The sequence below is a fragment of the Streptomyces sp. NPDC096311 genome (assembly GCF_044763085.1).
GTDB lineage: Bacteria > Actinomycetota > Actinomycetes > Streptomycetales > Streptomycetaceae > Streptomyces.
On record NZ_JBIWFN010000009.1, the window covers coordinates 193,518 to 219,543 of the forward strand.

At 70.5% G+C, this 26,026-nt stretch carries 25 protein-coding genes; 8 read left to right on the forward strand and 17 right to left on the reverse strand.

Annotated elements, in window-relative coordinates:
* Positions 1–90: 90 nt before the first annotated feature.
* Positions 91–699, reverse strand: coding sequence for a flavodoxin family protein (locus ACIRA5_RS23835; RefSeq protein ID WP_403693560.1), 609 nt, complete (start codon positions 697–699; stop codon positions 91–93).
* Between the two features lie 101 nt (positions 700–800).
* Here ACIRA5_RS23835 and ACIRA5_RS23840 point away from each other — a divergent pair, with 101 nt between their 5' ends.
* Positions 801–1,214: a helix-turn-helix domain-containing protein gene (locus tag ACIRA5_RS23840; RefSeq protein ID WP_352047791.1), complete on the forward strand. Its 414-nt coding sequence runs from the start codon at positions 801–803 to the stop codon at positions 1,212–1,214.
* Here ACIRA5_RS23840 and mutM read toward each other — a convergent pair.
* From mutM to ACIRA5_RS23880, 8 genes are all read right to left on the reverse strand, one after another.
* Positions 1,204–2,088, reverse strand: coding sequence for a bifunctional DNA-formamidopyrimidine glycosylase/DNA-(apurinic or apyrimidinic site) lyase (mutM, locus tag ACIRA5_RS23845; protein WP_403693562.1), 885 nt, complete (start codon positions 2,086–2,088; stop codon positions 1,204–1,206). The two genes, ACIRA5_RS23840 and mutM, sit on opposite strands and share 11 nt — an antisense overlap.
* 179 nt (positions 2,089–2,267) lie before the next feature.
* Complete coding sequence (gene rnc, locus ACIRA5_RS23850; RefSeq protein ID WP_060895408.1) at positions 2,268–3,125, reverse strand: ribonuclease III; 858 nt, start codon at positions 3,123–3,125, stop codon at positions 2,268–2,270.
* Between the two features lie 19 nt (positions 3,126–3,144).
* Positions 3,145–3,318 carry a 50S ribosomal protein L32 gene (gene rpmF / locus ACIRA5_RS23855; RefSeq protein WP_006139588.1) on the reverse strand — a complete coding sequence of 58 codons (174 nt, stop codon included), beginning with the start codon at positions 3,316–3,318 and terminating at the stop codon, positions 3,145–3,147.
* Between the two features lie 2 nt (positions 3,319–3,320).
* A complete protein-coding gene (locus ACIRA5_RS23860; RefSeq protein ID WP_403693564.1) occupies positions 3,321–3,974 on the reverse strand; it encodes a YceD family protein in 654 nt (217 codons plus the stop codon).
* 170 nt (positions 3,975–4,144) lie between these two features.
* Entirely contained in the window at positions 4,145–5,218 is a 1,074-nt protein-coding gene (locus ACIRA5_RS23865) for an ATP synthase F0 subunit B (RefSeq protein ID WP_403693566.1), read from the reverse strand.
* 99 nt (positions 5,219–5,317) lie between these two features.
* Positions 5,318–5,827, reverse strand: a complete 510-nt coding sequence (gene coaD, locus ACIRA5_RS23870; protein WP_403693568.1) for a pantetheine-phosphate adenylyltransferase — start codon at positions 5,825–5,827, stop codon at positions 5,318–5,320.
* Positions 5,824–6,411 carry a 16S rRNA (guanine(966)-N(2))-methyltransferase RsmD gene (rsmD, locus tag ACIRA5_RS23875; RefSeq protein WP_403693569.1) on the reverse strand — a complete coding sequence of 196 codons (588 nt, stop codon included), beginning with the start codon at positions 6,409–6,411 and terminating at the stop codon, positions 5,824–5,826. The genes coaD and rsmD overlap by 4 nt, the downstream gene beginning before the upstream one ends.
* A gap of 39 nt (positions 6,412–6,450) precedes the next feature.
* Entirely contained in the window at positions 6,451–9,690 is a 3,240-nt protein-coding gene (locus tag ACIRA5_RS23880; protein WP_403693571.1) for a helicase-related protein, read from the reverse strand.
* A gap of 166 nt (positions 9,691–9,856) precedes the next feature.
* On the opposite strand from ACIRA5_RS23880, the gene ACIRA5_RS23885 reads away from it, so the two are divergent.
* Together ACIRA5_RS23885 and ACIRA5_RS23890 are read left to right on the forward strand one after the other, a co-directional pair.
* Complete coding sequence (locus ACIRA5_RS23885) at positions 9,857–11,695, forward strand: HSP90 family protein (protein WP_403693572.1); 1,839 nt, start codon at positions 9,857–9,859, stop codon at positions 11,693–11,695.
* Positions 11,692–14,784 carry a tetratricopeptide repeat protein gene (locus ACIRA5_RS23890; RefSeq protein ID WP_403693573.1) on the forward strand — a complete coding sequence of 1,031 codons (3,093 nt, stop codon included), beginning with the start codon at positions 11,692–11,694 and terminating at the stop codon, positions 14,782–14,784. Before ACIRA5_RS23885 ends, ACIRA5_RS23890 begins: the two co-directional genes overlap by 4 nt.
* Before the next feature lie 220 nt (positions 14,785–15,004).
* On the opposite strand, the gene ACIRA5_RS23895 is transcribed toward ACIRA5_RS23890, so the two are convergent.
* Complete coding sequence (locus ACIRA5_RS23895; protein ID WP_403693574.1) at positions 15,005–16,822, reverse strand: DAK2 domain-containing protein; 1,818 nt, start codon at positions 16,820–16,822, stop codon at positions 15,005–15,007.
* Positions 16,823–17,082: 260 nt separating this feature from the next.
* On the opposite strand from ACIRA5_RS23895, the gene rpmB reads away from it, so the two are divergent.
* On the forward strand, positions 17,083–17,268 hold the full coding sequence (rpmB, locus tag ACIRA5_RS23900) for a 50S ribosomal protein L28 (protein ID WP_003993230.1): 186 nt from the start codon (positions 17,083–17,085) through the stop codon (positions 17,266–17,268).
* 587 nt (positions 17,269–17,855) lie between these two features.
* On the opposite strand, the gene ACIRA5_RS23905 is transcribed toward rpmB, so the two are convergent.
* Positions 17,856–18,821, reverse strand: coding sequence for a thiamine-phosphate kinase (locus ACIRA5_RS23905; protein ID WP_403693575.1), 966 nt, complete (start codon positions 18,819–18,821; stop codon positions 17,856–17,858).
* A gap of 206 nt (positions 18,822–19,027) precedes the next feature.
* Here ACIRA5_RS23905 and ACIRA5_RS23910 point away from each other — a divergent pair, with 206 nt between their 5' ends.
* Both ACIRA5_RS23910 and ACIRA5_RS23915 read left to right on the forward strand, forming a co-directional pair.
* The gene (locus ACIRA5_RS23910; RefSeq protein ID WP_028802415.1) at positions 19,028–19,261 is read left to right on the forward strand and encodes an Lrp/AsnC family transcriptional regulator; all 234 of its coding nucleotides are present in this window, start codon (positions 19,028–19,030) and stop codon (positions 19,259–19,261) included.
* Between the two features lie 20 nt (positions 19,262–19,281).
* Positions 19,282–19,776, forward strand: coding sequence for a DUF3515 domain-containing protein (locus ACIRA5_RS23915; protein WP_403693577.1), 495 nt, complete (start codon positions 19,282–19,284; stop codon positions 19,774–19,776).
* 57 nt (positions 19,777–19,833) lie between these two features.
* Here ACIRA5_RS23915 and ACIRA5_RS23920 read toward each other — a convergent pair whose 3' ends face one another.
* From ACIRA5_RS23920 to ACIRA5_RS23930, 3 genes are all read right to left on the reverse strand, one after another.
* The gene (locus tag ACIRA5_RS23920; RefSeq protein ID WP_352047778.1) at positions 19,834–20,991 is read right to left on the reverse strand and encodes a D-alanine--D-alanine ligase family protein; all 1,158 of its coding nucleotides are present in this window, start codon (positions 20,989–20,991) and stop codon (positions 19,834–19,836) included.
* 137 nt (positions 20,992–21,128) lie between these two features.
* Complete coding sequence (locus tag ACIRA5_RS23925) at positions 21,129–22,139, reverse strand: NAD(P)H-dependent glycerol-3-phosphate dehydrogenase (RefSeq protein WP_060901226.1); 1,011 nt, start codon at positions 22,137–22,139, stop codon at positions 21,129–21,131.
* Positions 22,136–22,942 (reverse strand): lysophospholipid acyltransferase family protein, encoded by an 807-nt coding sequence (locus tag ACIRA5_RS23930; RefSeq protein ID WP_403693579.1) that lies wholly within the window; start codon positions 22,940–22,942, stop codon positions 22,136–22,138. Before ACIRA5_RS23930 ends, ACIRA5_RS23925 begins: the two co-directional genes overlap by 4 nt.
* Before the next feature lie 145 nt (positions 22,943–23,087).
* On the opposite strand from ACIRA5_RS23930, the gene cofC reads away from it, so the two are divergent.
* Both cofC and ACIRA5_RS23940 read left to right on the forward strand, forming a co-directional pair.
* Positions 23,088–23,735, forward strand: a complete 648-nt coding sequence (cofC, locus tag ACIRA5_RS23935) for a 2-phospho-L-lactate guanylyltransferase (RefSeq protein ID WP_403693580.1) — start codon at positions 23,088–23,090, stop codon at positions 23,733–23,735.
* Positions 23,736–23,825: 90 nt separating this feature from the next.
* Positions 23,826–24,029, forward strand: coding sequence for a hypothetical protein (locus ACIRA5_RS23940; protein WP_054235398.1), 204 nt, complete (start codon positions 23,826–23,828; stop codon positions 24,027–24,029).
* A 91-nt stretch (positions 24,030–24,120) separates the two neighbouring features.
* On the opposite strand, the gene ACIRA5_RS23945 is transcribed toward ACIRA5_RS23940, so the two are convergent.
* The 3 genes from ACIRA5_RS23945 to leuD all read right to left on the reverse strand — a co-directional run bounded on the left by ACIRA5_RS23945 (position 24,121) and on the right by leuD (position 26,020).
* Positions 24,121–24,780 (reverse strand): HU family DNA-binding protein, encoded by a 660-nt coding sequence (locus ACIRA5_RS23945; protein ID WP_095852417.1) that lies wholly within the window; start codon positions 24,778–24,780, stop codon positions 24,121–24,123.
* Positions 24,781–24,918: 138 nt separating this feature from the next.
* Positions 24,919–25,149 carry a hypothetical protein gene (locus ACIRA5_RS23950; protein ID WP_054235400.1) on the reverse strand — a complete coding sequence of 77 codons (231 nt, stop codon included), beginning with the start codon at positions 25,147–25,149 and terminating at the stop codon, positions 24,919–24,921.
* Positions 25,150–25,426: 277 nt separating this feature from the next.
* The gene (gene leuD, locus ACIRA5_RS23955; RefSeq protein ID WP_075031174.1) at positions 25,427–26,020 is read right to left on the reverse strand and encodes a 3-isopropylmalate dehydratase small subunit; all 594 of its coding nucleotides are present in this window, start codon (positions 26,018–26,020) and stop codon (positions 25,427–25,429) included.
* Between the last annotated feature and the right edge of the window lie 6 nt (positions 26,021–26,026).

The window sequence follows — 26,026 nt, forward strand, 5'->3', positions numbered from 1 at the left end:
ACGCGGGCTCACGCAAGCCAGTGCGCGACCGTTTGCCCAGCCCCGCACAAGCGTTTACGCGAGCGTTTACGCAAACGATTGCGCAAGCGTTTACGCGGCCACCCCGGCTACCGCCGCGCGCCCCAGCGCGACCACCCGCGCCGCCTCCGCGACCCGGCGCCCAAGGTGCTCCGCCGTGGCGATGTCGGCCTTGTGAACCGTCTCCGGACCCTCGTCGACATTGGTCTGGGCGGCGGCGCCGGCGAAGACGCCGAGGCGGTTGAGGTCCTGCTCGGAGGCCGAGGAGCTGTTCCAGCCCGGGTGCAGACCGAGGTTGACCCAGTTCATGCCGTGCTGGGCGGCCAGGATCTGGAAGAACTGCAGGGTGTGCAGCTTGTCGCCGCTCTTGGAACCGGAGTTGGTGAATCCGGCGGCGAGCTTGTCGCGCCAGTCCTGTCCGAACCAGCGCTTCGAGGACGCCTCGGCGAAGACGTGGAAGGCGCCGGAAGCGGTGCCCATATAGGTGGGCGAGCCGAACACGATCGCGTCCGAGGCGTCGAGCAGTTCCCACTGGGCGTCGGTGATCTCGTCGACGTTGATCAGGTGTGCCTGGGCACCGGCCTCGACGGCACCGGAGCGAACGGCCTCAGCGAGGACGGCGGTATGGCCGTAGCCGGAGTGGTAGGCGATGGAAACGACAGGGGTACTCGGGGTGCTCACGATGGGGACTCCTCCAGGTGGTGACAACGAGCCAAAGGAAAGCACTAACTTATGGTTAGTGCAACCCGATGGTTAGCGCTGCGTCGGAGTAGGGTGAGCCCATGGAACCCAGCGTGCAGACCGCCGAGCGCGGTGAGTGTCAGGACCTGCCGTACAACGTGTTCGCACGCAGCTGCCCGTCCCGGGGCACGCTGGAGCACGTCACCGGACGCTGGGGATCGCTCACGCTCGGGGCGCTGCACGAGGGCACGTTCCGCTTCAACGAGCTGCGGCGCAGGGTCGACGGCGTCAGCGAGAAGATGCTCTCCCAGACACTGCACGCGCTGGAGCGCGACGGCCTGGTGCATCGCGAGGCACAGCCCACGAACCCCCCGCGCGTCGACTACACCCTCACCCCGCTCGGTCGCGAGGTCTCCACGCGCCTGTTGGCCCTCATCCACTTCGTCGAGGGCCGCATGGACGATGTTCTGGAAGCCCGCGAGCGCTACGACGAGACCCGCGCGGCTACGGAGTGACGCGCGGCGGGCGCTGGCAGCGCGGGCAGAAGTAGCTGGACCGGTTCATCCAGGCACGCCGTCGCATCGGCGTCCCGCACCGGCGGCAGGGCTCGCCCTCGCGGCCGTACGCGTCGAGCGAGCGGTCGAAGTAGCCGGACTCGCCGTTGACGTTGACGTACAGGCTGTCGAAGCTGGTGCCGCCGACGGCGAGGGCCTCGTTCATGACGTCGCGGACATGTCCGAGGAGTTCGGCGGTGCGCGGCCGGGTGAAGCCGGCCACGGGGCGTTCGTAGTGCAGTTTGGCGCGCCAGAGCGCCTCGTCCGCGTAGATGTTGCCGACCCCGCTGATCAGCGACTGGTCGAGCAGGGCGCGCTTGATCGTCGTACGCCGGGCACGCAGGGCCGTGTGGAAGGCCGCGTCGTCGAAGAGGGGGTCCAGCGGGTCGCGGGCGATGTGCGCGATGACGTCCGGCAGGCCGTCCGGGGTGTTCTCGTGGAGGGAGAGCCCGCCGAAGGTGCGCTGGTCGACGAAGCGCAGCTCGGTGCCCTCCGCCCCGGCGGGGGCGGGCGTCCGGGTGTCGTCGAAGCGGATGCGGATGCGCAGGTGCTTCTCGTCCGGGGCGTCCTGCGGCTGCACCAGGAGCTGGCCGCTCATGCCGAGGTGCGCGAGGACGGAGAACGGGGAGTCGTCGAGGGGCAGCCAGAGGTACTTGCCGCGGCGCATGGCCGGTCCTACGCGGTGGCCCGCGAGCGTCTTCGCGAACCCCTCGGGTCCGGCGAGATGCCGCCGTACGGCACGCGGGTGCCGTACCTCGACCGAGGTCACGGTCCGCCCGCTGACCCACCGCGCCAGGCCGCGCCGCACGACTTCGACCTCGGGCAACTCGGGCACGGGACTCCTCCGAAGGGGCGGGCACGGGAACGACGCCCGAAGATTACCTCGTGCTCGCGTCACCCGGACGGGGGCCCAGGACGCGCGGACACAAGACGCAGCAGGCCCCTGTCGCGGCGCGGACGCTGCGGCAGGGGCCTGATGCTTACGAAGGTGCTTTCGAAGGTGCTACGAAGGAATCAGGCCGTAGCCGAGTCGCTCGTCGGAGCCGAGGGGGCGTCGGTGGTCCCCTCGGCGGCCTGGGCAGCCTGCTCGGCGGCCTGAGCCGCTTCCTCGGCGGCCTGGGCCGACTTCGCGCGTTCGTCCGCGGCGGCGCGGATGGCACGCCACGCGGACTCCGCGGCCTGCTGCTCCGCTTCCTTCTTGCTGCGGCCGGTGCCGGTGCCGTACGAGACGCCTCCGACGCGGGCGGCAGCAGTAAAGGTCTTCTCGTGGTCCGGGCCGGTCTCCGAGACCAGGTACTCGGGAACGCCGAGCCCCTCGGTCGCGGTGAGTTCCTGGAGACTGGTCTTCCAGTCCAGGCCCGCTCCCAGATTCGAGGACTTCTCGATCAGTGGGTCGAAGAGCCGGTGGACGAGTTCGCCCGCCGCGTCCAGACCCTGGTCGAGATAGACCGCGCCGATCACCGCTTCAAGGGTGTCGGCGAGGATGGATGCCTTGTCCCGGCCTCCCGTGCCTTCCTCGCCCCGGCCGAGCCGGATGAAGAGGCCGAGTTCGAGGCCGCGGCCCACTTCCGCCAGCGCACGCGAGTTGACCACCGCGGCCCGCAACTTGGCCAGCTGGCCTTCGGGCAGGTCGGGGTGGGTGCGGTACAGCGTGTCCGTGACCACGAGGCCGAGCACGGAGTCCCCGAGGAACTCCAGACGCTCGTTGGTCGGCAGACCGCCGTTCTCGTACGCGTAGGAACGGTGGGTCAGTGCACGCACCAGAAGGGCGGACTCGAGCTTGTACCCGAGCCGCCCTTCCAGAAGCGTGTGGGACGAGGCTGTGTTGTCCGCCTTTTTCTTGGCGTTTGGGTCCGCCTTGGCGTCAGACATCAGACCTCTCACCAGCCGCTCAGACCTCGAGGACCTGGCGCTTGTTGTAGGTGCCGCAAGCCGGGCACGCGATGTGCTGCAGCTTGGGCTCGTGGCAGCGCTCGCACGCAACCAGGGTGGGGACCGCAGCCTTCCACTGCGACCGGCGGTGGCGCGTGTTGCTGCGCGACATCTTCCGCTTCGGAACAGCCACGGCTACTTCTCCTGCTTCTCGTCGGCGTGCGCTGATGGAAGCGCGCCGCCGCTCATCTCGTCCTTCTCGCCATCTTCGAGTGAACCGGCGAGTCCCTGCAGTGCCGCCCAACGGATGTCGACGGCGTCGTGGTGGTGGTCCGGGTCGTCCGCGAGCCGGGCTCCGCATTCGGAGCACAGGCCCGGGCAGTCGTCCTGGCACACCGGCTGCATCGGCAGTGCGAGCACCACCGCATCACGCAGCACGGGTTCGAGGTCGAACAGTCCGTCCTCGAGAGGGAGCGTGTCCTCGTCTTCCTCGGCGTCGTCGGCCGGCTCCGCCTTGGGGCGATTCCGGTCGTCGGCGTCAGGGTACGAGAACATCTCCTGGAAGTCCGCTTCGAGCACCTGCTCAAGCGGCTCAAGACACCTTACGCACTCCCCCTTGGCCGATGCACGGGCGGTGCCTGTGACAAGCACCCCTTCCATGACCGACTCCAGACGGAGTTCGAGCTCCACCGGGGCGCCTTCCGGCACTCCGATGACGCCCTGGATCCCGAGATCCCCGGGAGCGTCGATCGTGCGGGTCAGGCGCTGGAGCGCGCCAGGACGCCGCCCCAGCTCGTGTGTGTCGAACACGAGAGGATTGCGGTGGTCGAGGCGGGCGTTCAGAGCCATAACTGCTTTCGATCTTCGATCTCAGAGGACGCTGCCCCCGGTGTCCCGCGGGCAGCACCGATCGCGGACGTACACGCGACCGAAGAACCAGGATACTGGACCTTTCGCTCTCGGCCCAATCCGGTGCCCAGCCGGTGCCCGGACCGTATCCGTCCGGCGTCCGTCCGTGGTCAGCGGCCCTGTTCGTACGCCCGCAGCTGCTCGGCGCTGATCATGGTGGTGTCGAAGAGGCTGGTCTCGTCCAGGGCGTTCGCCATCGGGTCCAGGGCCCCCGGCTGCTGCTGCGGATAGGCCTGCTGCCCGCTCTGGTCGTACGCCGTCTGCTGGTCGTAGCCCTGCTGCTGCGGGTAGGCGGCGTACGGGTCGGCCTGCTGGTAGCCGTACGCGTCCTGCTGGGCGTACTGCTGCTGATAGCCGTAGGGGTCGGGCTGCTGCTGGTACGCGTAGGCGTCCTGCTGCTGTCCGTAGTTCGGCTGGGCCGGCACCTCGGGGGTCTGCGCGGGCCGCTCGGGGGCCTCCGAGAGCTCGGCGAGGCCGGCCAGGTAGTCGGAGTCGCTGGTGTGGTGGCCGGGCGTCCCGTCCTCCGCGAAGGTGCCCAGCTCGCCCAGGTCGTCGCTGGCGATACGGCCGTGCAGCTTCTGGCGACCCTTGCCGACGGCCTCCAGGGTCTTGGCGAGGACCGCCTCGAAGGCGCCGAGCTTGACGTCCACGTACGCGTCGGCGTCCCGGCGCAGGGTCTCCGGGTCGTGGCTGCGCTCGGGAGCGTCCTCGTCCTCGTAGCCCTGCTCGTCGGTGCCGGGGCCGGTGCCGAGGAGCTTCTCGCGGCCACGGCCGACGGAGCCGAGGGTCTTGGTGAGGACGACCTCGAAGTTGGCGAGCTTGGAGTCGACGTAGTCGTCGGCCTCCGCGCGGACCTCCTCGGCCTCCTGGCGGGCCTCGGCGAGGATGCGGTCCGCCTCGTTCTGGGAGCGGCGGGCGACCTCGGTGTCGGAAATCAGAGAGCCGCGCTGGGCGTGCGCCGACTCGATGATCCGCTCGGCCTCCTGGCGGGCCTGCTCGACCATCTGCTCGCGGCCGCCGATCAGCTCCTCGGCCTGCGCCAGGGAGCCGGGCAGCGCCTGGCGCACCTCTTCGAGCATCGAGAGCAGCTCGGCGCGGTTGACCACGCACGAGGCCGACATGGGCATCGAACGGGCGCTGCCGACCGCCGCGACGATCTCATCGAGCTTCTTCTGCACGTCCACCGTGTGCTCGCCACTCTCTACAGCTGTGATGGAGACGGACGGGTCGACTGTACGACCACTCCCGCCCCGCCCGACACCTGGTGACGCACTGTCAGGCACTCAGCTCTTTCCGAGCCGTCCCGTGAGAGCCTCCAGGACGACCTCCGGCACCAGGTGGGAGATGTCGCCGCCCCACTGGGCGACCTCCTTCACGAGCGAGGAGGACAGGAAACTGTAGGTGGGGCTGGTCGGGATGAACAGCGTCTCGACACCCGAAAGGCCGTTGTTCATCTGGGCCATCTGGAGCTCGTAGTCGAAGTCGCTGACCGCCCGCAGACCCTTCACGATGGCGGGGATGTCGCGCTGCTTGCAGAAGTCGACGAGGAGGCCGTGGTAGGCCTCGACCTGGATGTTGCCGTACTCGGCGGTGACCTCGCGGATCAGCTCGATCCGCTCGTCGACGGTGAACAGGCCCTGCTTCGATTGATTGATCATCACCACGACGTGCACGACGTCGTAGAGCCTGGAAGCGCGGGCGATGATGTCGAGGTGTCCATTGGTGATGGGGTCGAATGACCCCGGACAGACGGCGCGGCGCAACTGTGGTCCCTCGCTCTCCGGTCCGGTCATCGTGCGTCTTCGCACGTAGAGGCGGCGCGACCGTACCAAAACGTCCCCTCGCCGTAACGACGGGCCCGGATCGCGTCGAAACCGTCCGGCCAGCCGAATTCGCCGCCCCTGGTGCTGCGCTCCACGGTGACGAGCACTTCGGCCGCGAGCCAGCCCTGCGCCCGGAGTGTGAGCAGAATCTCGCGAAGATCGTCGTCGGACACGGCGTACGGCGGGTCGAGGAAGACCAGGTCGTACGGATCCGTAGGCGCCGGTCCCTGGACGATCTGCTCGGCTTTGCCCGATCTGACCTCGGCGCCGGGCAGGCCCAGCGTTTTCACGTTCTCGCGGATGATCCGGGCCGCGCGGGCGTCGGCCTCGACGAGGAGGGCGTGCCCGGCGCCGCGGCTGAGCGCCTCCAGGCCGACGGCGCCCGAGCCCGCGTACAGGTCGAGGACCCGCTCGCCCTCCAGCGGACCGCCGAGCAGGGACTGCCAGGTGGAGAAGAGGCCCTCGCGCGCCCGGTCGGAGGTGGGGCGGGTGCCGGTGCCCGGCGGGACGGCCAGACGGCGTCCGCCGGCCCGGCCGGCGATCACGCGGGTCATGAGGGTCCTTTGCGCTGGAAGTGTGTCGGGGCCAGTCTCTCAGCCCTTGTCCAGGAACTGCTCGCGCTCCTCGTCGAGGAGGGCCTCCAGGGCCATGCGCAGGCCGGGGAGGGCGGTGAGCTCGGGGTCGGCGGCGACGACCGCGGCGGCCTCCTCGCGGGCCTCGGCGATGATCTCCTCGTCCTCGATGACGGCGAGCATGCGCAGCGAGGAACGGACGCCGGACTGGGCCTGGCCCAGCACGTCGCCCTCACGGCGCTGTTCGAGGTCGATGCGGGAGAGCTCGAAGCCGTCGAGCGTGGACGCCACCGCCGTCAGCCGCTGGCGGGCCGGGCTCGCCTCCGGCATCTCGGTGACCAGGAGGCAGAGTCCGGCGGCGGAACCACGACCGACGCGACCGCGCAGCTGGTGGAGCTGGGACACGCCGAACCGGTCGGCATCCATGATCACCATGGCCGTGGCGTTCGGTACGTTCACCCCGACCTCGATGACCGTCGTGGCGACCAGGACGTCCGTGTCGCCCGCGGCGAAGCGACGCATCACGGCGTCCTTGTCGTCGGGCTGCATACGGCCGTGCAGGACCTCGACCTTGAGTCCTTGGAGGGGTCCCCTGGCGAGCTGGTCGGCGATGTCCAGGACGGCGAGCGGCGGGCGCTTCTCGGCCTCGTCCTCGGGGGACTTCTTCTTGGCCTTCTTCGCGTCGGCGGGTTCGTCGATGTCGTCGCCGATGCGCGGGCAGACCACGTACGCCTGATGGCCCTTCTCCACTTCTTCGCGCACGCGCTCCCACGCGCGCGTGAGGTAGTGCGGCTTGTCGGCGGCGGGGACGACATGGCTGGAGATCGGCGAACGCCCGGCGGGGAGCTGGTCGAGGACCGAGGTCTCCAGGTCGCCGAAGACGGTCATCGCGACCGTGCGCGGAATGGGCGTGGCGGTCATCACCAGGAGGTGCGGCGGCTGCTTGCCCTTGCCGCGCAGGGCGTCGCGCTGCTCGACACCGAAGCGGTGCTGCTCGTCCACCACGACCATGCCCAGTTCGTGGAACTGCACCTTGTCCTCGATCAGCGCGTGGGTGCCGATCACGATCCCGGCCTCGCCTGTGACCAGGTCGAGCAGCGCCTGCCGCCGCCCCGCCGCCCCCATGGAACCGGTGAGCAGCACGACCTTGGTGGAGTGCTCGGAGCCGCCGAGCATGCCGCCCTCGGCCAGCTCGCCCATCATCTCGGTGATCGACCGGTGGTGCTGTTGGGCGAGCACCTCCGTCGGCGCGAGCATCGCGGCCTGCCCGCCCGCGTCGACGACGGCGAGCATGGCGCGCAGGGCGACCATGGTGTTGTGAGTGACGGTGAAGTTGTCGGTGACGTAGGCGTGGCTCGGGTGAGCGACGCTGATGCACTGGACCTGCTTGCGCCCCACGTACTCGACTGCGCGAATCCCGCGTCGGAAAGTGTTGTATTTCGGCCGGGGGCGCATCCGGTCTGCCTTCCGGGCGAGCCGAAATGGGCCGTACTCCTCGGGCAAGGCGATCGATACGTTGAAGGCGGCCTTCTTCGGCAGGACCCGCGCACGTCCCCCGAGCGACCGGACGAGCCAGGCCACATCATCGGCCAGCCGCCTGGAGACCGAGCAGAACGAGACGCTCATGCCCTGGGCGTCCACAGTCCCGTCCGTGTCCATCAGCCCCTGCAGTACGGCGAGACGGTCCTTGATCGAGGTGTTCTTGAAGACGGGAGGAAGGAATTTGTCGTGCGAACCCGCCCCCCAAAGCCCGAGCGCACGCAGCGCACTGATCACCGGATTCCTTCGTGTGCCCCCCTTTGGCCCCGAAAGCCTGAGGGTGTAATCACAGCGCGAGCCGGGCACCGCCACCAGTTCGCAGTCCGGAGGCGAGGCGAAGCGGACAGCCGCCAGAATCTCCTCGTCGATTGTCGACATACGGAGGTAGTGCCTGAAGGATCCATCCCCCAGAAGCAGCCCGAAGAGATAGGGATCCAGAGGCGGCGTTGTTCCATCGCTGAGATCCACTGGCGTGACCGCCGGGAGGTACCACTTCGACGAGCCGTTCGCCTTGTGGATGTCCGCTCTGATCTCCCGGGCGGTCAGCACCTTCGGCTCCTGACCTCGGTCCCAGGCGCAACTGGTGCCGACGATCCACAGGTGCTCGTCATCGCACTCCACCGTGGAGTCGTCGGACAGGACAAGCTGCCAGACATCGCGTTCGCCCTGCGGAAAGACTCCGTCGACCAGGGCGATGTCACCCACGGGAGTGACAACAGCGTCCCCGACTGAGACATCCCCCATTCTCTTGAAGCCCGCAGGCGTCAGGACCAGGGAGTCAAGCGGCTGAGCCTTTCCCGAACCGACCTCTCCCTGGAGCAGCCGGTGCATCGGGTGCTCGGTGGCGAGGTCGTCGAAGATCTCCTTGGAGACCTTCTGCTGGCCCTCGGTGAGGGTGAAGGGCAGCTTGGCGTCGAAGGCGGTCAGCAGCCCGTCCGGCTTGGGGAGACGGGCCACGGCGGGGAGTTGGGCGTCGGCGTGGCGGCGGCGGGCCAGGGCGACCTGGAGGACGAAGGCCTCGTCCCACTTGAGACGGGCGCGGGCGTCGTGGATGTCCGCCTTGGTGTGCGGGCGGTGGATCTTCAGAAGGGCCTCGGGGAGGGGGACCAGGCCGCGGCCATCCCGGAGGGAGTCCGGCAGCGGGTCGACGGCCTCCTGGGCGCTGAGCAGCACCGTCTGCACGGACTTGGCGATCTTCCAGGACTCCAGCTTGGCGGTGGCCGGGTAGATCGGGATGAGCGCGCCCGCCCAGGAGTCGACGGTCTCGGCGGCGTCGTCGCTGTCGGCGCGCAGCGGCTCGTACGCCGGATGGGCCAGCTGGAGGCGGTGGTTGAAGACGGAGACCTTGCCCGAGAACATCGCGCGGGTGCCGGGCAGCAGGTCCTTGTGGGGTTTGTGCACCCCGTTGCCGAAGAAGACCAGCTGGAGGCGGCCGCTGCCGTCGGTGATGGTCACTTCGAGGCGCTGGCCCTTGCCGCGGGGCGCCTTGGCGGAGGCGAAGGTGAGCAGGCGCGCGTCGGCGACCTGGGCGACCACCGTGACGTGCTCGTCCATGGGCAGGTCGGCGAGGTGGGTGAGCTGCCCGCGCTCCTCGTATCTGCGCGGGTAGTGGTGCAGCAGGTCGCCGACGGTGTGCAGGCCGAGGTGCTCGGCCATCACCTTCGCGGTGGGGGGACCGAGTACCTTCTTCAGTGGTTCATCGAGCGCGGGCACGAGATCCATTGCACACCACACCACTGACATTGCCGTATACGTCCCGGAAATCCGCTGGTCAGACGGCTCGTTCCGGGCCTAGGATGACGCGCTCCGGCCCTCTTCGCGGTCACCGTCCCCCGGGACCGCCCGACCCCGCGCCGTCGCACGTCCCCCCACCCTCGGCGCAGCGACGATGGACTCCCAGACCTCACAGTCATCACAGGCATCCCAGTCACCTCACACCTTCCAGGTCGACCTGCGTGGTCTGGTGGACCTGCTCTCCCATCACCTCTACTCCAGTCCCAAGGTCTACCTGCGCGAACTGCTGCAGAACGCCGTGGACGCGATCACCGCCCGACGGGCGGAGCATCCGGAGGCCCCTGCCGCCGTGCGCCTGTACGCCGAGGGCGGCACCCTGCGTGTGGAGGACTCCGGCATCGGGCTCACCGAGTCCGACGTGCACAGCCTCCTCGCCACGATCGGCCGCAGTTCCAAGCGGGAGGACGGCCTGCAGGCGGCGCGCTCCGACTTCCTGGGGCAGTTCGGCATCGGGTTGCTGGCGTGTTTCGTGGTCGCCGAACGCATCCGCGTCGTCAGCCGCAGCGCGCGTACGCCCGACGCGGCGCCCGTGGAGTGGACCGCGACCGACGACGGCTCGTACACCGTACGCACGCTGCCGCACGAGGCCCGTCCCGAACCGGGTACCACCGTGCACCTGGTGGCGCGTGCCGGAGCGGGCGAATGGCTCACCGAGGAGCGGGTCCGCTCCCTGGCCCGGGACTTCGGCTCGCTGCTGCCGTACGACGTACGCGTCGGCGACGAGGCGATCGCGGAGCTTCCTGCGCCCTGGGACCGCACCCATCCGAGCCCCACCACCCGCAAGGTGGCCCTGGCCCGTCACTGCCACGACCTGTTCGGCTTCACGCCGCTGGACACGATCGACCTGAACGTGCCGCTCGCCGGAGTCCGCGGCGTGGCGTACGTCCTGCCGTCGGCGGTCAGCCCCGCCCAGCGCGCGAGCCATCGGGTGCACCTGAAGGGCATGCTGCTCACCGAGCGGGCCGAACAGCTGTTGCCCGACTGGGCGTTCTTCGTGCGCTGCGTCCTGGACACGGACAGCCTGCGGCCCACCGCCTCGCGCGAGTCGCTGTACGAGGACGAGACCCTGGCGGCCGTACGCGAGGCCCTGGGCGAGCGCATCCGGTCGTGGCTGACGGGGCTCGCGGCGGGCGACCCGGAGCGTCTGGCGGCCTTCCTGTCGGTCCACCACCTGGGCGTGAAGTCCCTGGCGCGGCACGACACCGAGATGCTGCGCACGATGCTGCCGTGGCTGCCCTTCGAGACGACCGACGGACGGCTGTCCCTGGAGGAGTTCGCGCTGCGTCACCCGGTGGTGCACTTCACGCGGACCGTGGAGGAGTACCGGCAGGTCGCGCCCATCGCCTCCGCGCAGGGCATCGGGGTGATCAACGGCGGCTACACGTACGACAGCGAGCTGGTGGAGGCGCTGCCTTCGGTGCGTCCGGGGACGGTCGTCTCGGAGCTGGACGCCGACACCGTGACGGCGCACCTGGACGCCGTCGACCCGGCCGAGGAACTGGCCCTCTCGGGCTTCCTGATGGCCGCCCGGGCCAAGCTCGACCCGCTGGGCTGCGACGTGGTGCTGCGCGCCTTCCACCCGCTCTCCGTGCCCGCCCTGCACCTGGACGACCGGGCGGCCCGCCACGAGCAGGCCCGCGCGGAGGCCGAGGAGCAGGCCGACGACCTGTGGGCGGGCATTCTCGGCTCGCTGCGCGGCAGCGCGCCCCGCGCCCGCCTGGTCCTCAATCACCTCAACCCACTGATCCGAAAGATCAGTTCACTGCGCGACCCGGAGCTGATAGGCACCGCCACGGAGTCCCTCTACGGACAGGCCCTCCTCATGACGCAGCGCCCCCTGCGGCCCGCCGACTCCGCGCTCCTCAACCGCGCCTTCATCGGCCTCCTGGAGTGGGCCACCCACACCGAGCCCGGGAAGGACGACCTCCGATGAGCCAGGCCATGGGCATGGACTTCGACACCCTGCGCCAGGCGATGGCGGACAACCAGGAGCAGCCGGAGGGTCCCGCACGCAACGCGCGCGCGGAGCAACTGCTCGTCGAGGCCGAGAAGCTGAACATCCCGCTCGCCGTGATCGAGGCGCTCGGACACCAGCTGAAGGTCTACAACTACAGCTCCGAGAAGGACAAGATGTTCGTCCCCTTCGCGCGTCTGCTGCGCATGTGGGACGAGCGCCCCGAGGACTTCGACGAGTACGAGACCCACTCCCTGCACTGGGTCTTCAAGTGGATGTCGGCCGGCATGCTCGACCAGCCGCACATCCCGCTCGCCTCCATAGAGAAGTGGCTCGGCGAGATGGAGCACCGCTACCGGCTGGCCGGACACTCCGAACGGGCCGTGCGCGGAGCCGAGTTCAGCGTCGCCGCCCACCTGGGCGACCTGGGGCGCGCCGAGCGGGCGTACACCGCCTGGCTGGCCGCCGACCGGGACACCATGGCCGACTGCCACGCGTGCGAACTCCACAGTCAGGGGTGGTGGCGGGCGGAGCGCGACGCCGACGAGGAGGCGCTGGAACTGTGGCGCCCGGTTCTGGAGGGCGAGTACACGTGCGCCCACGAGCCGCACACCGTCCTCGCGTCCTCCCTGGTCCCCCTGCTGCGTCTGGGCCGCCTGGACGAGGCCCGCGCCCATCACCTGCGGGGCTTCCGGCTGGTGCGCCCCATGGAGAGCATGCGCGGCGCGTACGCGGACCACGTGGAGTTCTGCGCACTCTCCGGCAACGAGGCGCGCGCCCTGGAGCTGCTCGCGGAGCGGCCCGCCTACTTCACCGACTCCGGGGACCCGCGCAGCAAGCTCGACTTCATGGCCGTGACCGCCCTCCTCATGGACCGCCTGACCGGGCTCGGTCTCGGCGATCAGCCGGTGCCGGGACCGGCCGGCCGGGAGTGGACCGCGAGCGGGCTCGCCGTCCACGCGCGCGGGCAGGCCCTTTCCCTGGCGGCGCTCTTCGACGCGCGCAACGGCACGTCGTACGTCAGTGAGCGGGCTCGCGGGCGGATGGATCAGCCGCCGTTGGTCGAGCGCCTGCCGCTCGGGGTGCGGTCCCGGTCCGCGCGACATTTCTCGCCTTCGGGTTCCACGGCGGGTGCGGCTTCGGCTTCGGCTTCGGCTTCGGCCCGATCGTCGGCCGCCGTCGTGGAGTCGGACGCCGGCTCGGACCCGTCCTCGCTCTCGGCGCTGCTCACCGAGGCCCGGCGGCTGTCCGCGACCCGGAGCCCGGACGCCGTCGAGGCCTGGGCGGCGGTCTCACGAGCCGCCGAGGGCCAGGAACTGGACGTCCGCGACCGCGCGGAGATCGCCGACCACGCGGCGATGGAACGCGGTCCCGAGGGCATCGAGCTCTTCCATGAGGCGGCCGAGCTCTACGCCGAGGCGGGCGACCCCGGCGAGGCGCTCGCGGCCCGTGCCCGTGCCGCGTACGTCCTCGCCCTCACCGGCGGGCCCGAGGAAGCGCTCGCGACCGTCTCGAAGCTGTACGAGGGGGTGCTCGCCCTCCTCGCGGACGGCGGGACGGGGGTGTCCCAGGCGGCGTCCGTGCTGGTGGGACGGGCGCGGATATTGATGCTGTTGGTGCAGGAGGACGCGGACGAGGGCGAGTCGGGGGCGGCGGCCTCCGAGGGGACGGCTTCCGGGACGGTCGGTTCCGGGAGAGCCAGTTCCGGGACCGGCGTGGACGAGGTCGTGGGTGCCGCCGAGGCGGCCGTGCGGGAGCTGCTGGCGCTGGCCGAGCCGCACCTCTCGGACGTGCGGATGGCCTCGCGGGCCGCGGAGGCGCGGGCGATGCTCGGGGAGCTCGCGGCGCACGCCGGGGACGCCGAGGCCGCCGCGGAGCTGCTCGGGCAGGCCGCGGCGGCGTTCGTGGCGGCGGGGCTGCCGTGGTTCGCCGTCGAGTACGAGTCCCGGCTCGCCGGGATCGCCCGGCACCTGGGCGACGCGGAGGAGGCCGAGCGGGCCGCCCGCGCGGCGCTGGAGCACGGAGGGTCTCGCCTGGAGCCGATGGGGCACGCGCAGCTGCACCTGCAGCTCGCCGAGGTCCTGGGCGCCACCGGGCAGTCCGGGCCCGCCTCGGAACACGCCCTGGAGGCCGCGCACTGGGCCGACGAGGCGGGCGAGGGGCCCACGCTCGGCGCCTGGGCCCGGCACCAGCTCGGCGGGTTCCTGCTCCGTCAGGGGCGGTGGGCCGAGGCCGCGGAGATCCTGGAGTCGGCACTGCCCGACCTGACCACCGACATGCACGGCGACGGTGCGATCGTGCAGACGCGGTGGTGGCTCGGCGACTGTCTCACCGAGCTCGGCGAACACCGTGCGGCGGCCGAGCACTGGTTGCGGGCCGCGGACATCGCCCGGCACTGGCCCGAGCAGCGTGACCACGCGATGCTCGCCCATCTCGCCGCCGAGGCGCTCGGCCACGCCGAACTGCCCGCGCAGGCCGAGCAGGCGTACGCGCGCGCCGGTGACCTGTGGCGTGGCCTCGGCAACGTCCACGGTCTGATCCGGTCGCTGCGGGCCCGGGCGTGGGTCGCGTTGCGTACGGACTCGGGGCTGGACGGGGCGCGGGAGTCGATGGCGACGGCGGTGCGGGAGTGCGAGGAGGGGCTTCGGGCGGTGTCGTCCTCCGTCGGGGCCGAGGCTGTGGAGGCCTCGGAGGCCGTGGCAGCCACCGACGCCCTGGAGAACTCCGATACCGCGGAGGCCCGTCATCGCCTTGTCGCCGAACTCGGTCACACCCATCGGCAGTTCGGTGACCTGATCGCCCGTTCCGTTCCGGAGGGCGCGGAGGAGGCTCTGGCCCAGTACACGCGGGCCATCTCCGTCTTCGCGTCCCTCGGAGACGATGCCCTCGACGCGCGCACGGGGGCCGAGCTCGCGGCGGGGTGGCTGGAGGCCGATCTGCTCCGGCCCGCGGCGGCGGCCGCACGCGCGCGTGCGGTGCTTTCCGCGTACGCGGGTGTGGACGGGGAGACCGCGGAGGCACGTCGGGCCGAGGCGGAGAACATGCTGGGCGTGACGGAGAAGGCGTGAGGGGGAAGCCGCGGGACGAGGGACGGGACGGTGGCGGGGGCTCGCCCCCGCCACCGTCCCGTCCCTGGGGGCTCCGCCCCCAGACCCCCAGGTGGGATTTTTGTCTGCGGGTGAGTGGGGGTTGGTCGCGCAGTTCCCCGCGCTCCTAAAAGCCTGAAGCCCGTCCGGCGTTTGAGGACGAGGCCGCTCGGGCCGAGAGGAACGGCGCACCCCCCGGCGGCTACTCCACCCCGATCAGGAGCAACGCGCCCTGTCGACCGCCCCGGTACGCCACCGTGTCCACGGCCAAGTACGACTCCCGGACCCGCGCTTCGAGGTGGGCGGCGATGGAGCCGGGAGCCTCGTCGCCCAGGACGAGGGTGACCATCTCCCCGCCGGCGGCGAGCATGCGGTCGAGGACGGTTTCGGCGGTGGCGGTGATGTCGGAGCCGATCACGGCGACATCGCCGTCGATGAGCCCGAGGACGTCGCCCGCCTGGCAGATGCCGGCCATGGTCCAGGACTGACGCTCGGCGACGGCGACCTCGGCGTAACGCGTGGCGCCCGCCGCCGAAGTCATGGCGACGACGTCCTCGTCGAAGCGGCGTTCGGGCTCGTGGACGGCGAGCGCGGCGATGCCCTGGACCGCGGAGCGGGTCGGGATCAGCGCGACCCGGACGCCCTCCGTACGGGCCTGCTCGGCGGCGGCCGCCGCGGTGTGACGCAGGTCGGCGTCATTGGGCAGCAGCACCACCTCGCGCGCGTGGGCCCGGCGTACGGCCTCGACGAGTTCCCCGCTGGCGGGCGGTTCCCCGGGCCGCGCGAGCACGGTGGTCGCCCCGGCCTCGGCGTACAGCCCGGCCAGCCCTTCGCCGGGCACGACCGCCACCACGGCCCGCTGCGCCCGCTCCCGGGGCGGCCGCCCGGCCGCGCCCGCCGTGTGGGCGTCGCCGAGCCCGAAGTGCGTGATCCGGATCCGGTACGGCCGCCCGGCCTCGACCCCCGCCTCCACGGCGGCACCGGCGTCGTCCGCGTGCACATGGACGTTCCACAGCCCGTCCCCGCCGACCACGACGAGCGAGTTGCCGAGGCGGTCGAGCCGGGCCCGCAGCCGCGCCACGTCCGCGTCCTCCGCCTCCAGCAGGTAGGTCACCTCGAAGGCCGGGCTTTCTTCCCCGGGCCGGCCGTCCACGCACACGCCGTTCACATCCACAGGGCCCACGCCGTCCACACGGTCCACTCCGCCGTCCACGCCATTCACGCGCGTGTGGACCTCGCCCGCCACCCGTCCGGCACCCGGGGACTCCCCCGTGAACGTCTCCGCCAGTGCCGCGAGCACCGCCAGCAGCCCCCGCCCACCCGCGTCGACCACACCGGCGCGCTCCAGCACGGCCAGCTGGCCGGGGGTCGCCATGAGGGCCGCCCGTGCTCCCTCGTACGCCGCGCACGCGACCGTGCCGCAGTCGCCCTCCGTGCCGGTGGCCGCCTCGGCGGCGGCCGTGGCGACCGTGAGGACCGTGCCCTCCACGGGGTGCGCGACGGCTTCGCGTGCGGAGTCGGCGGCCTGTCGGAGGGCCAGCCGGAGGGCCTGTCCGTCGGTGTGAGCGGTCTCACCATCGGTCGCACCGTCGGTCTCACCACCGGTCGCACCACCGGTCGCACCGTCGGCGGCGAGTACCTGCGCCATGCCGCGCAGCAGCTGCGCGAGGATCGTCCCGGAGTTCCCGCGGGCCCCGATCAGCGCCCCGTGCGCCATCGCCCGCACGGCGTCGGCGAGAGTGGGCAGGCCGGCCCCGGTGACCGCCGTGGAAACGGCCGCGGAGGCGGCGGACCCCGTGGGACCGACCCCCGTCACCGTCTCGTAGCCCGCGAAAACCGCCTCCACCGCCGCTGTCGCCGACTCCACCGTCAGATACAGATTCGTCCCGGTGTCCCCGTCCGCGACCGGGTAGACATTGATGGCGTCGATCTCCTCGCGCGCCCGCCCCAGCGCCTCCAGCGCGAGGCCGCACCAGGTGCGCACCGCGAGAGCATCCAATGTCTGCGGCACCTGCGGCACCTGCGCCTCCTTGAGCATCTGGACGTGGCACGCAGCGTAGTCCCAGAATGGGTTACTGGCGGTAGGGGGACCCCAAGGAGGGCCGGGGTGGGCCCCGGGGCAGCCATGGTAGTTTCGTTCTCCGGACGCAGTCGTTGTATGCTGCTCCAGTTGCCCGATTCGATCGGGTCTTCCCCCTGGCACCGCCACTCAGATCCTAGATCTTGATTCCGGCATGCCGGGATCAACCGTAAGAGCATCTGAAGTCTTTGGAGTGACCCGTGGCTGCCAACTGCGATGTCTGCGGCAAGGGGCCGGGCTTCGGCAACAACATCTCGCACTCGCACCGCCGTACGTCCCGTCGCTGGAACCCCAACATCCAGCGCGTCCGTACCGTGGTCGGCGGGACGCCGAAGCGCGTCAACGCTTGCACCTCGTGCATCAAGGCCGGCAAGGTCTCGCGCTGAGGCAACTCCCCCAAGCTCTCGACTCCGCGAGCAGGGGGGACCCGCATGCGCGCGGCCACTGCTGGTTCGCTAGAAACCGGTCCACCTCACGGTGGGCCGGTTTTTCGTTGTCCTCATGCTGCCTTCCGCTGTGCCGTATCGGGCATGGGGTGTCCCACGCGCGCGTAGCCCCCGGCTTGCGGACCTGCCAGATCTGCCGAATGCGCTTCGGCATCCTGGGCCCCCTCGAGATCCGCACCACGGACGGCAGCCCCCTGGACCCCGGCGGCCCCCGCCCCCGCGCGCTGCTCACCCTGATCCTCCTGGACGCCGGCCGGACCGTCTCCACGGAGCGGCTGACCGACGGTCTGTACGGCGCCGATCCGCCGGCCGGGGCCGCCAACGCCCTCCAGTCCCAGGTCTCCCGGCTGCGCAGACGGCCCGGCCCCGACACCGGGATCGACGCCGACCCCACCGGTTACCGCATCGCCGTCTCCCCCGACGCCGTCGACGCCCACCGCTTCGAGCGGCTCTCCCACGACGGAACCGCGGCCCTCACCGAGGGCGACCACTCCCGAGCCGCGGCCTTGCTCCGACGGGGTGGGCGGCTACGACTCGATGTCCCCGAAGTGGTCCCAACCGCCCTTGCTGGTCCAGGGCGCGCCGTCCACCGTGACCTGGGGCAGCGCCGAGGGGTTGAGGACCTCGCCGATCACCTTCCAGCGCGCGGGCAGCTTCACGTCCGGTGGGAAGGCCGCCACGATCGCGTGGTCCTCCCCGCCGGACAGCACCCACTGGATGGGGTCGACACCGACGGCCTGGCCGATGTCGTTCATCTGGGAGGGGATGTCGATCGCGCCCGAACGGATGTCGATGCGCACCTTGCTCGCCTCGGCGATGTGGCCCAGGTCGGCGATCAGCCCGTCGCTCACGTCGCACATCGCCGTCGCTCCGAGCCCGGCGGCGGCGGGGCCCGCGTGGTACGGCGGCTCGGGGCGACGGTGGGCCTCGACGAAGGCGCGCGGTGAGCGGAAGCCGCGGGAGAGCACCGCGTGCCCGGCCGCGGACCAGCCCAGCCAGCCCGTCACGGCGATCACGTCACCGGGCTGGGCGCCGCCCCGGGTGACCGGCTCGTGGTTGCGCAGATCGCCGAGCGCGGTGATCGAGATCATGATGGTGTCGCCGCGCACGACATCGCCGCCGACCACGGACGCGCCCGCGACCTGGCACTCGTCGCGCAGCCCGTCCATCATCTCGGAGGGCCAGGTGGCCGGGAGTTCGGCCGGGACGACCAGACCGAGCAGCAGCGCGGTCGGCACGGCGCCCATCGCGGCGATGTCCGCGAGGTTCTGCGCGGCCGCCTTTCGCCCGACGTCGTACGCCGTGGACCAGTCGCGGCGGAAGTGCCGCCCCTCCAGGAGGATGTCGGTGCTCGCCACCACCCTGCGGTCGGGCGCGGCCACCACCGCGGCGTCGTCGCCGGGGCCGACCCGGACCGCCGGGGTGGTGGTGAGACGCGAGGTGAGCTCCTTGATGAGCCCGAACTCCCCCAACTCGCCCACGGTGCCCTTCATGATCGTACTGCTCCCTCTGCCGCTACCCGTGCCCGGTCGCGAGCCGTCTCTGTCCTCGGTACGGTCGAGTTGACCGTCAACTTGTGCAGTCCGTGCACCCCGGCGCGCAAGCCCCAGCCACCGCGGGTCTCCCCGTGGCGAGCGGCGACGCGATACCGTGGCGTTCCTTTTCCCCACATGATCCTCGTGGCCGCCCTGGAGGTTCCGTGGTACAGGCTTACATCCTGATCCAGACGGAGGTCGGCAAAGCGTCGACCGTCGCCGAGACGATCAGCAAGATCCCGGGGGTGATCCAGGCCGAGGACGTGACAGGACCGTACGACGTGATCGTGCGCGCCCAGGCCGACACTGTCGACGAACTCGGCCGCATGGTGGTCGCGAAAGTCCAGCAAGTGGACGGCATCACCCGTACGCTGACCTGTCCGGTGGTGCACCTCTAGCCCCCGTCTACCCTTGGCCGGTGAACTTCTCCCGTCACCGGCACACCACTCACCTCGGGCTGCCCGTTCTCGCCCTGTTGATCGCCGCGACAGGCTGCTCCTCAGCAGACGACGGCGGATCGGCCGCGGTTCCCAGCCCGGGGGCGAAGGTCACCGGGCTGTGCCAGAACCTGGACAAGGTGCTGCCGAAGAAGATCGACGGCCTCGACCGGAACGATCCCGAGCCCCGGTCCGCGCTGACCGCGGGCTGGGGAAGCCCGGCGATCATACTGCGCTGCGGTGTCGAACGACCCGCGAAGATGAGCGACCAGAACGCGCTCAGCGGCGAGGTGAACGGCGTCGGCTGGCTCATGGAGAAGCAGGACGACGGGTCGTACCGCTTCACCACGAGCCTGCGGCGCGCGTACGTCGAGGTCAGCGTGCCCAAGAAGTGGGTCCAGCGGGACGGGTCGAACGCGCTCGTCGACCTGGCCGCGCCCATCAAGAAGGCGATCCCCGAAGGGATCGCCGACTGACGTACACACGTGCGCGCGGGGGCGTGTGCCCTGGAGCGGAGCCCCGGTGCCCCAGGTCTACCGAAGCCCCGTCGGGCGGCGCAGCGCCGCCCCGATCAGGCGGTCCACCAACTCCGGGTAGGCCACGCCGCTCGCCTGCCACATCTGCGGGTACATGGAGATGGGCGTGAAGCCCGGCATGGTGTTGATCTCGTTGATCACGAACTCGCCGTCCTCGGTGAGGAAGAAGTCCGCGCGCACCAGGCCCTCGCAGGAGGCGGCCTCGAACGCGTCGACCGCGAGCCGCTGGACCTCGGCGGTCTGCTCGGGGGTCAGCGGGGCGGGCACGAGACCGGGGGTCGAGTCGATGTACTTCGCCTCGAAGTCGTAGTACGCGTGCGACTGCACGGGCGGGATCTCGGCGGGCACGCTGGCGCGCGGACCGTCCTCGAACTCCAGCACCCCGCACTCGATCTCGCGGCCGCGCAGCAGCGCCTCCACGATGATCTTCGGGTCGTGGCGCTGGGCCTCCTCGATCGCCTCGTCGAGGCCTTCGAGGGAGTCGACCTTGGTGATGCCGATCGAGGAGCCCGCACGCGCGGGCTTGATGAACAGCGGCCAGCCGTGCTCACCCGCGAAGTCGATGATCTTCTTGCGGGCGGCGGACTCGTCACGCTCCCACTCGCGGGGCCGGATCACCACGTACGGGCCGACGGCCAGCCCGAAGGAGGTGAACACCCGCTTCATGTACTCCTTGTCCTGGCCGACGGCCGAGGCGAGCACACCCGCACCGACGTACGGGACTCCGGAGAGCTCCAGGAGGCCCTGGAGGGTGCCGTCCTCGCCGTAGGGGCCGTGCAGCACGGGGAAGACGACGTCGACCTCGCCCAGGGCCTTGGGGACCGATCCGGGCTCGCTGTAGACGACTTCGCGGTTGGCCGGGTCGACGGGGAGGATCACGCCGCCCTCGTTCGACTCGGCGAGCTGCTCCACGTCCGGCTGGCGCCGGTCGACGATGGCCATCCGGTCCGGTTCGTCGGCGGTGAGCGCCCAACGCCCGTCCCGGGTGATGCCGATCGGCAGGACGTCGTACTTCGTCCGGTCGATGGCGCGCAGGACGGCGCCGGCCGTGACCACGGAGATCCCGTGTTCGGAGCTGCGGCCGCCGAAGACGACGGCCACGCGCGGCTTGCGAGGCGGCTGCTCAGGGCTCTGGGAGAGGTTCTCGGTGCTCATATCGCGTTGAGAGTACCCGTTGGTACGGCGCTGAGTCAGCGCCCCACCGCGGCCGTTGTCCAGCGTCGCACGGGTGGTCGCTCAGCGTCGTACGAGCCGTTGCGGAGCGTAGGTTCCCGGCGCCGCGGCGTGGCTCCTCAGCGGCGCTCGGCCTTGGCGCTGCGCCCCATGAGCTCCTTGACGGCGACGACCGGCGACTTGCCCTCGTGGACGATGCCGACGACCGTCTCGGTGATGGGCATGTCGACACCGTGCCTGCGGGCCAGATCCAGCACCGACTCACAGGACTTGACGCCCTCGGCGGTCTGCTTGGTGACCGCGATGGTCTCCTGGAGCGTCATGCCCCTGCCGAGGTTGGTGCCGAAGGTGTGGTTGCGCGACAGCGGCGAGGAGCAGGTGGCCACCAGGTCGCCGAGGCCCGCGAGTCCGGAGAAGGTCAGCGGGTCGGCGCCCATGACGACGCCGAGCCGGGTGGTCTCGGCGAGTCCGCGCGTGATCAGCGAGCCCTTGGCGTTGTCGCCCAGGCCCATGCCGTCCGCGATGCCGACGGCGAGACCGATCACGTTCTTCACCGCGCCGCCCAGCTCGCAGCCCACCACGTCGGTGTTGGTGTACGGGCGGAAGTACGGGTTGTGACTGGCGGCCTGGAGACGCTGGGCGACCGCCTCGGAAGTGCAGGCGACCACGGCGGCGGCCGGCATCCGGGCGGCGATCTCACGGGCCAGGTTCGGTCCGGTGACCACGGCGATACGGTCGGCGCCGACCTTGGCGACATCCTCGATCACCTCGCTCATCCGCATCGCGGAACCGAGTTCGACGCCCTTCATGAGGGAGACCAGGACCGTGTCGGGCTCCAGCAGCGGCGTCCACTCGGCGAGATTCCCGCGCAGGGTCTGCGAGGGCACGGCGAGCACGGTGAAGTCGGCGTCACGCGCGGCCTCGGCGGCGTCGGTCGTCGCCCGCAGGTTCTCGGGGAGTTCGACGCCCGGCAGGTAGTCCGGGTTCGTACGCGTGGAGTTGACCGCCTCGGCGAGCTCGGCGCGCCGCGCCCACAGGGTGACCTCGCACCCCGCGTCGGCGAGCACCATGCCGAAGGCCGTACCCCACGATCCGGTCCCGAAGACGGCCGCCTTGACCGGCTTGCTCACGTGCTCTGCCCCTCTTCCTGCTGTGCCTGCGCCTGCTGCTGGGCCTGTGCCCGCTCCTGAGCCTGCTCCTGGGCCCTGGTACGCCTGCGCTGTTCGATCCGTACCTGGCGCGGGTCGTAGGGCGTCACAGGGGCCTTCTCGCCGCGGAGCTCCTCCAGCTGCGCGGTGATGGCGGCCATGATGACCTCGGTGGCCTCCTTCAAGAGGTCCGGGCTCATCTCCTTGTCGTAGAAACGCGACAGGTCCACCGGAGGGCCCGCGAGAACGTGGTGGGTCTTGCGCGGAAGGAGGTTGGGCTTCTTTGCGTACGGCGGCAGCAGTTCGTTCGCACCCCACTGGGCGACCGGAATCACCGGGCATTTGGTCTGCAGGGCGACCCGGGCGGCACCGGTCTTGCCCGTCATCGGCCAGCCGTCGGGGTCACGGGTGAGGGTGCCCTCGGGGTAGAACGCGACGCACTCGCCGCGCTCCACGGCGTCGATCGCGGCCCGGAACGCGCTCAGCGCGTCGGTGCTCTCGCGGTACACGGGGATCTGTCCGGTGCCGCGCATCGCGGCCCCCACGAATCCCTTCCGGAAAAGCCCGGCCTTGGCCAGGAAACGCGGAACACGCCCGGTGTTGTACTGATAGTGGGCATACGCGAACGGGTCCACATGCGAATTGTGGTTCACCGCGGTGATAAATCCGCCCTCAGCCGGAATGTTCTCCATTCCGCGCCAGTCCCGCTTGATCAGAACCACCAGTGGTGGTTTGCAGAGGACCGCTGCGAAGCGGTACCAGAAGCCGATTCTGCGGCGGGGCACGCGGACACCTTCCTCTTAGGGCCTGGGGGGCCGCACAAGTGTCGCCCCAGGCCGCCTGTCTGTCGAGAACACCGTACGCCCCGACGTCCGGACCGCCAGGGGTGCCGGGTCACAATGGGCGCGACAAGGGAGGAACGGAGCGCTCGTGCAGTGGACCTTGGTCATCCCCCTCAAAGCCTTGGCGCGGGCCAAGAGCAGGCTCTCGGACACCGCCGCCGACGCGGTGCGCCCCGGACTCGCCCTCGCCTTCGCACAGGACACCGTGGCTGCCGCGCTGGCCTGCGCGGCGGTCGATGATGTGGCGGTCGTCACGGACGACGCGCTGGCCGGGCGGGAGCTGGCCGCGCTGGGGGCGTGGATCGTGCCGGACGAGCCGGGCGGCGGTCTGAACGTCGCGCTGGCGCACGGGACGGCGGCCGTACGCACCCGAAGTCCCGAATGCGCCGTGGCCGCCCTGAACGCCGATCTGCCCGCGTTGCGCCCCCTGGAATTGGCCCGGGTACTCGATGCCGCCGCCGAATTCCCGCGTGCTTTTCTCTCCGATGCGGCCGCAATCGGCACCACTCTGCTGGCCGCATCTCCCGGCCGTGAATTGCATCCCGCCTTCGGCATCGATTCCCGAGCCCGTCATCGCGCCTCGGGAGCAGCGGAACTCCTCCTCACCGCGGTGGATTCCGTACGCCAGGACGTGGACACCGGCGACGATCTGCGCGCGGCGCTCGCCCTGGGAGTGGGCCCGCGCACGGCCACACTGGCGGCGAAACTCCTGATCCCGGGCCAACCGGGCGCCTGAACGCCCTTCGGCCGCGTGAACCGGCGTGCACCGAAGCCCGGTCCGCCGGACCCACCGGCGGCGTACACCGGCGCTGGATAGGCTTTCGGTATGCAGGCGACCGCGTACACGTACGACCCCGATACCCGTAGCGGGCAGGTGCTGCTCGACGACGGCACGCCGGTGCCCTTCGACGGCGCGGCGTTCGACGCCGGTGGCCTCAGGCTGCTGCGCCCGGGACAGCGCGTGCGCATCGAGACCGAGGGCGACGGCGAAGCCCGCCGGATCACCCTGGTGACGCTCCAGACCTTCTGACCAGGCCCTCGCGCCAGGTCCCGGACACGCCGCGGGCCGGGCTCCCCGTGGGAGTCCGGCCCGGCGCGTGGGTTGCCCTGCGCCCCTGCTGCTAGCGGGCGGTGGCCTTCTTGGCGGTGGTCTTGCGAGCCGCCGACTTCTTGGCGGGGGCCTTCTTGGCGGTCGCCTTCTTCGCCGGGGCCTTCTTGGCCGTCGCCTTCTTGGCGGTGGTCTTCTTCGCCGCGGTCTTCTTGGCGGTCGCCGTGGTCTTCTTGGCGGTCGTCTTCTTGGCGGTCGCCGTGGTCTTCTTCGCCGCGGTGGTGGTCTTCTTCGCGGCCGTCTTCTTCACGGCGGCGGTGGTCTTCTTCGCGGCCGTCGCCCTCTTGGCGGTGGTGGCCTTCTTGGCCGCGGCCTTCTTCACGGTCGCCGCGGCGCCGCCGGTCAGGCTGCCCTTGGGCGCCTTCTTGACCGCGACCTCGCCACCACGCGGGAGCTTCTTCGAGCCGCTCACCAGGTCCTTGAAGCCCTGACCGGCGCGGAAGCGCGGCACGGAGGTCTTCTTGACCCGAACACGCTCACCGGTCTGCGGGTTGCGGGCGTAACGAGCCGGACGGTCGACCTTCTCGAAGGAACCGAAGCCGGTGACCGAGACCCGGTCCCCGCCGACAACTGCACGGACGATCGCGTCCAGTACGGCGTCGACCGCGTCGGCGGCCTGCTGACGCCCGCCGACCTTGTCGGCAATCGCTTCTACGAGCTGCGCCTTGTTCACGTCTTCCCCTTCGGAGACATTGCCCGAACGAATGCGTTCAAGCTTTTTCGCACGTTAGGCAGATATATACCGCAAATCAAACACGAAACGGGCTAATCACCCTTGTGCCGCAACGAACTCGGGCTGTCGCGGAGTTCCTCAGCGATCCCCTTCGAGGAATCGACCCTCGTCGAGGTCGGTGGTGAACCGCTCCAGCCGCCTTGTCGCGTCGGCGAGATCGTGCTTGGCCACGGCCGTAATGACCAGCAGCTTCCGGGTCAGCGCCATCCGTACGCCCTCCGGGACTTGCAGTGCGCGCACTCTTGTGTGCGCTTCCTTCAGTTGGGCCGCGACTGCCGCATAGAGCTCGAGTTGGCCGTCGTGTTCCATGCACAGATTGTGCCATCTGGGGCGAGTTGTCGCCTGCCCAGGGGGTAACTGCCGCCCCTGGAGAGGGTCCTGAGCACCCCGGAGCACCGCGCGCCCAAGAGGCGCGTACCCAGGCAATCTCCTTTGTAACTAGGGGAGTTGAAGCCCCCCGAAGGGGCGATCCGGGGGCGTCCGGGGGCAGACACAGCTGTACCCCCAACCGTCCACGATTGGGGGTACAGAGGGGTGTTGCGGTGGCTGAAATCAGCCCTGCCTCAGCCGCGAAGCGGCCCGGGCGTCAGACCTGGAGCGTCTTCGGCTTGTACGACGGCCGCTTGGCCTCGTACTCCGCGATGTCGCCCTCGTTCTGGAGGGTGATGGAGATGTCGTCCAGCCCGTTCAGCAGCCGCCAGCGGGCGTTCTCGTCGAGTTCGAAGGCGGCGGTGATGCCCTCGGCGCGCACCTCGCGGGCCTCCAGATCGACCGTGATCTCGGCCTCGGGGTCCTTCTCCGTCAGCTCCTGCAGCGCGTCCACGATCTTCTGCTCCAGAACCACCGTGAGCAGGCCGTTCTTGAGCGAGTTGCCCCGGAAGATGTCCGCGAAACGGGACGAGATGACGGCCTTGAAACCGTAGTTCTGCAGCGCCCAGACGGCGTGCTCGCGAGAGGAGCCGGTGCCGAAGTCGGGGCCCGCGACCAGGACCGTGGCGCCCTTGCGCTCGGGCTGGTTGAGGATGAAGGACGAGTCCTTGCGCCAGGCCTCGAACAGCCCGTCCTCGAAACCGTCCCTGGTCACCTTCTTGAGCCAGTGGGCAGGGATGATCTGGTCGGTGTCGACGTTGCTGCGGCGCAGCGGAACGGCCCGGCCGGTGTGCGTGGTGAATGCTTCCATGACTTC

What these genes read in the sequence shown, in the direction of transcription:
- ACIRA5_RS23880 (WP_403693571.1), bottom strand. Translation starts at nt 9,690, where the DNA reads ATGGATCTCGTGCCCGCGCTCGATGAACCACTGAAGAAGGTACTCGGT.
- leuD (WP_075031174.1), bottom strand. Translation starts at nt 26,020, where the DNA reads ATGGAAGCATTCACCACGCACACCGGCCGGGCCGTTCCGCTGCGCCGC.
- ACIRA5_RS23860 (WP_403693564.1), bottom strand. Translation starts at nt 3,974, where the DNA reads ATGGCTCTGAACGCCCGCCTCGACCACCGCAATCCTCTCGTGTTCGAC.
- ACIRA5_RS23905 (WP_403693575.1), bottom strand. Translation starts at nt 18,821, where the DNA reads ATGAAGGGCACCGTGGGCGAGTTGGGGGAGTTCGGGCTCATCAAGGAG.
- ACIRA5_RS23885 (WP_403693572.1), top strand. Translation starts at nt 9,857, where the DNA reads ATGGACTCCCAGACCTCACAGTCATCACAGGCATCCCAGTCACCTCAC.
- ACIRA5_RS23950 (WP_054235400.1), bottom strand. Translation starts at nt 25,149, where the DNA reads ATGGAACACGACGGCCAACTCGAGCTCTATGCGGCAGTCGCGGCCCAA.
- ACIRA5_RS23840 (WP_352047791.1), top strand. Translation starts at nt 801, where the DNA reads ATGGAACCCAGCGTGCAGACCGCCGAGCGCGGTGAGTGTCAGGACCTG.
- ACIRA5_RS23940 (WP_054235398.1), top strand. Translation starts at nt 23,826, where the DNA reads ATGCAGGCGACCGCGTACACGTACGACCCCGATACCCGTAGCGGGCAG.
- ACIRA5_RS23920 (WP_352047778.1), bottom strand. Translation starts at nt 20,991, where the DNA reads ATGAGCACCGAGAACCTCTCCCAGAGCCCTGAGCAGCCGCCTCGCAAG.
- ACIRA5_RS23890 (WP_403693573.1), top strand. Translation starts at nt 11,692, where the DNA reads ATGAGCCAGGCCATGGGCATGGACTTCGACACCCTGCGCCAGGCGATG.
- rsmD (WP_403693569.1), bottom strand. Translation starts at nt 6,411, where the DNA reads ATGACCCGCGTGATCGCCGGCCGGGCCGGCGGACGCCGTCTGGCCGTC.
- rnc (WP_060895408.1), bottom strand. Translation starts at nt 3,125, where the DNA reads ATGTCTGACGCCAAGGCGGACCCAAACGCCAAGAAAAAGGCGGACAAC.
- coaD (WP_403693568.1), bottom strand. Translation starts at nt 5,827, where the DNA reads ATGACCGGACCGGAGAGCGAGGGACCACAGTTGCGCCGCGCCGTCTGT.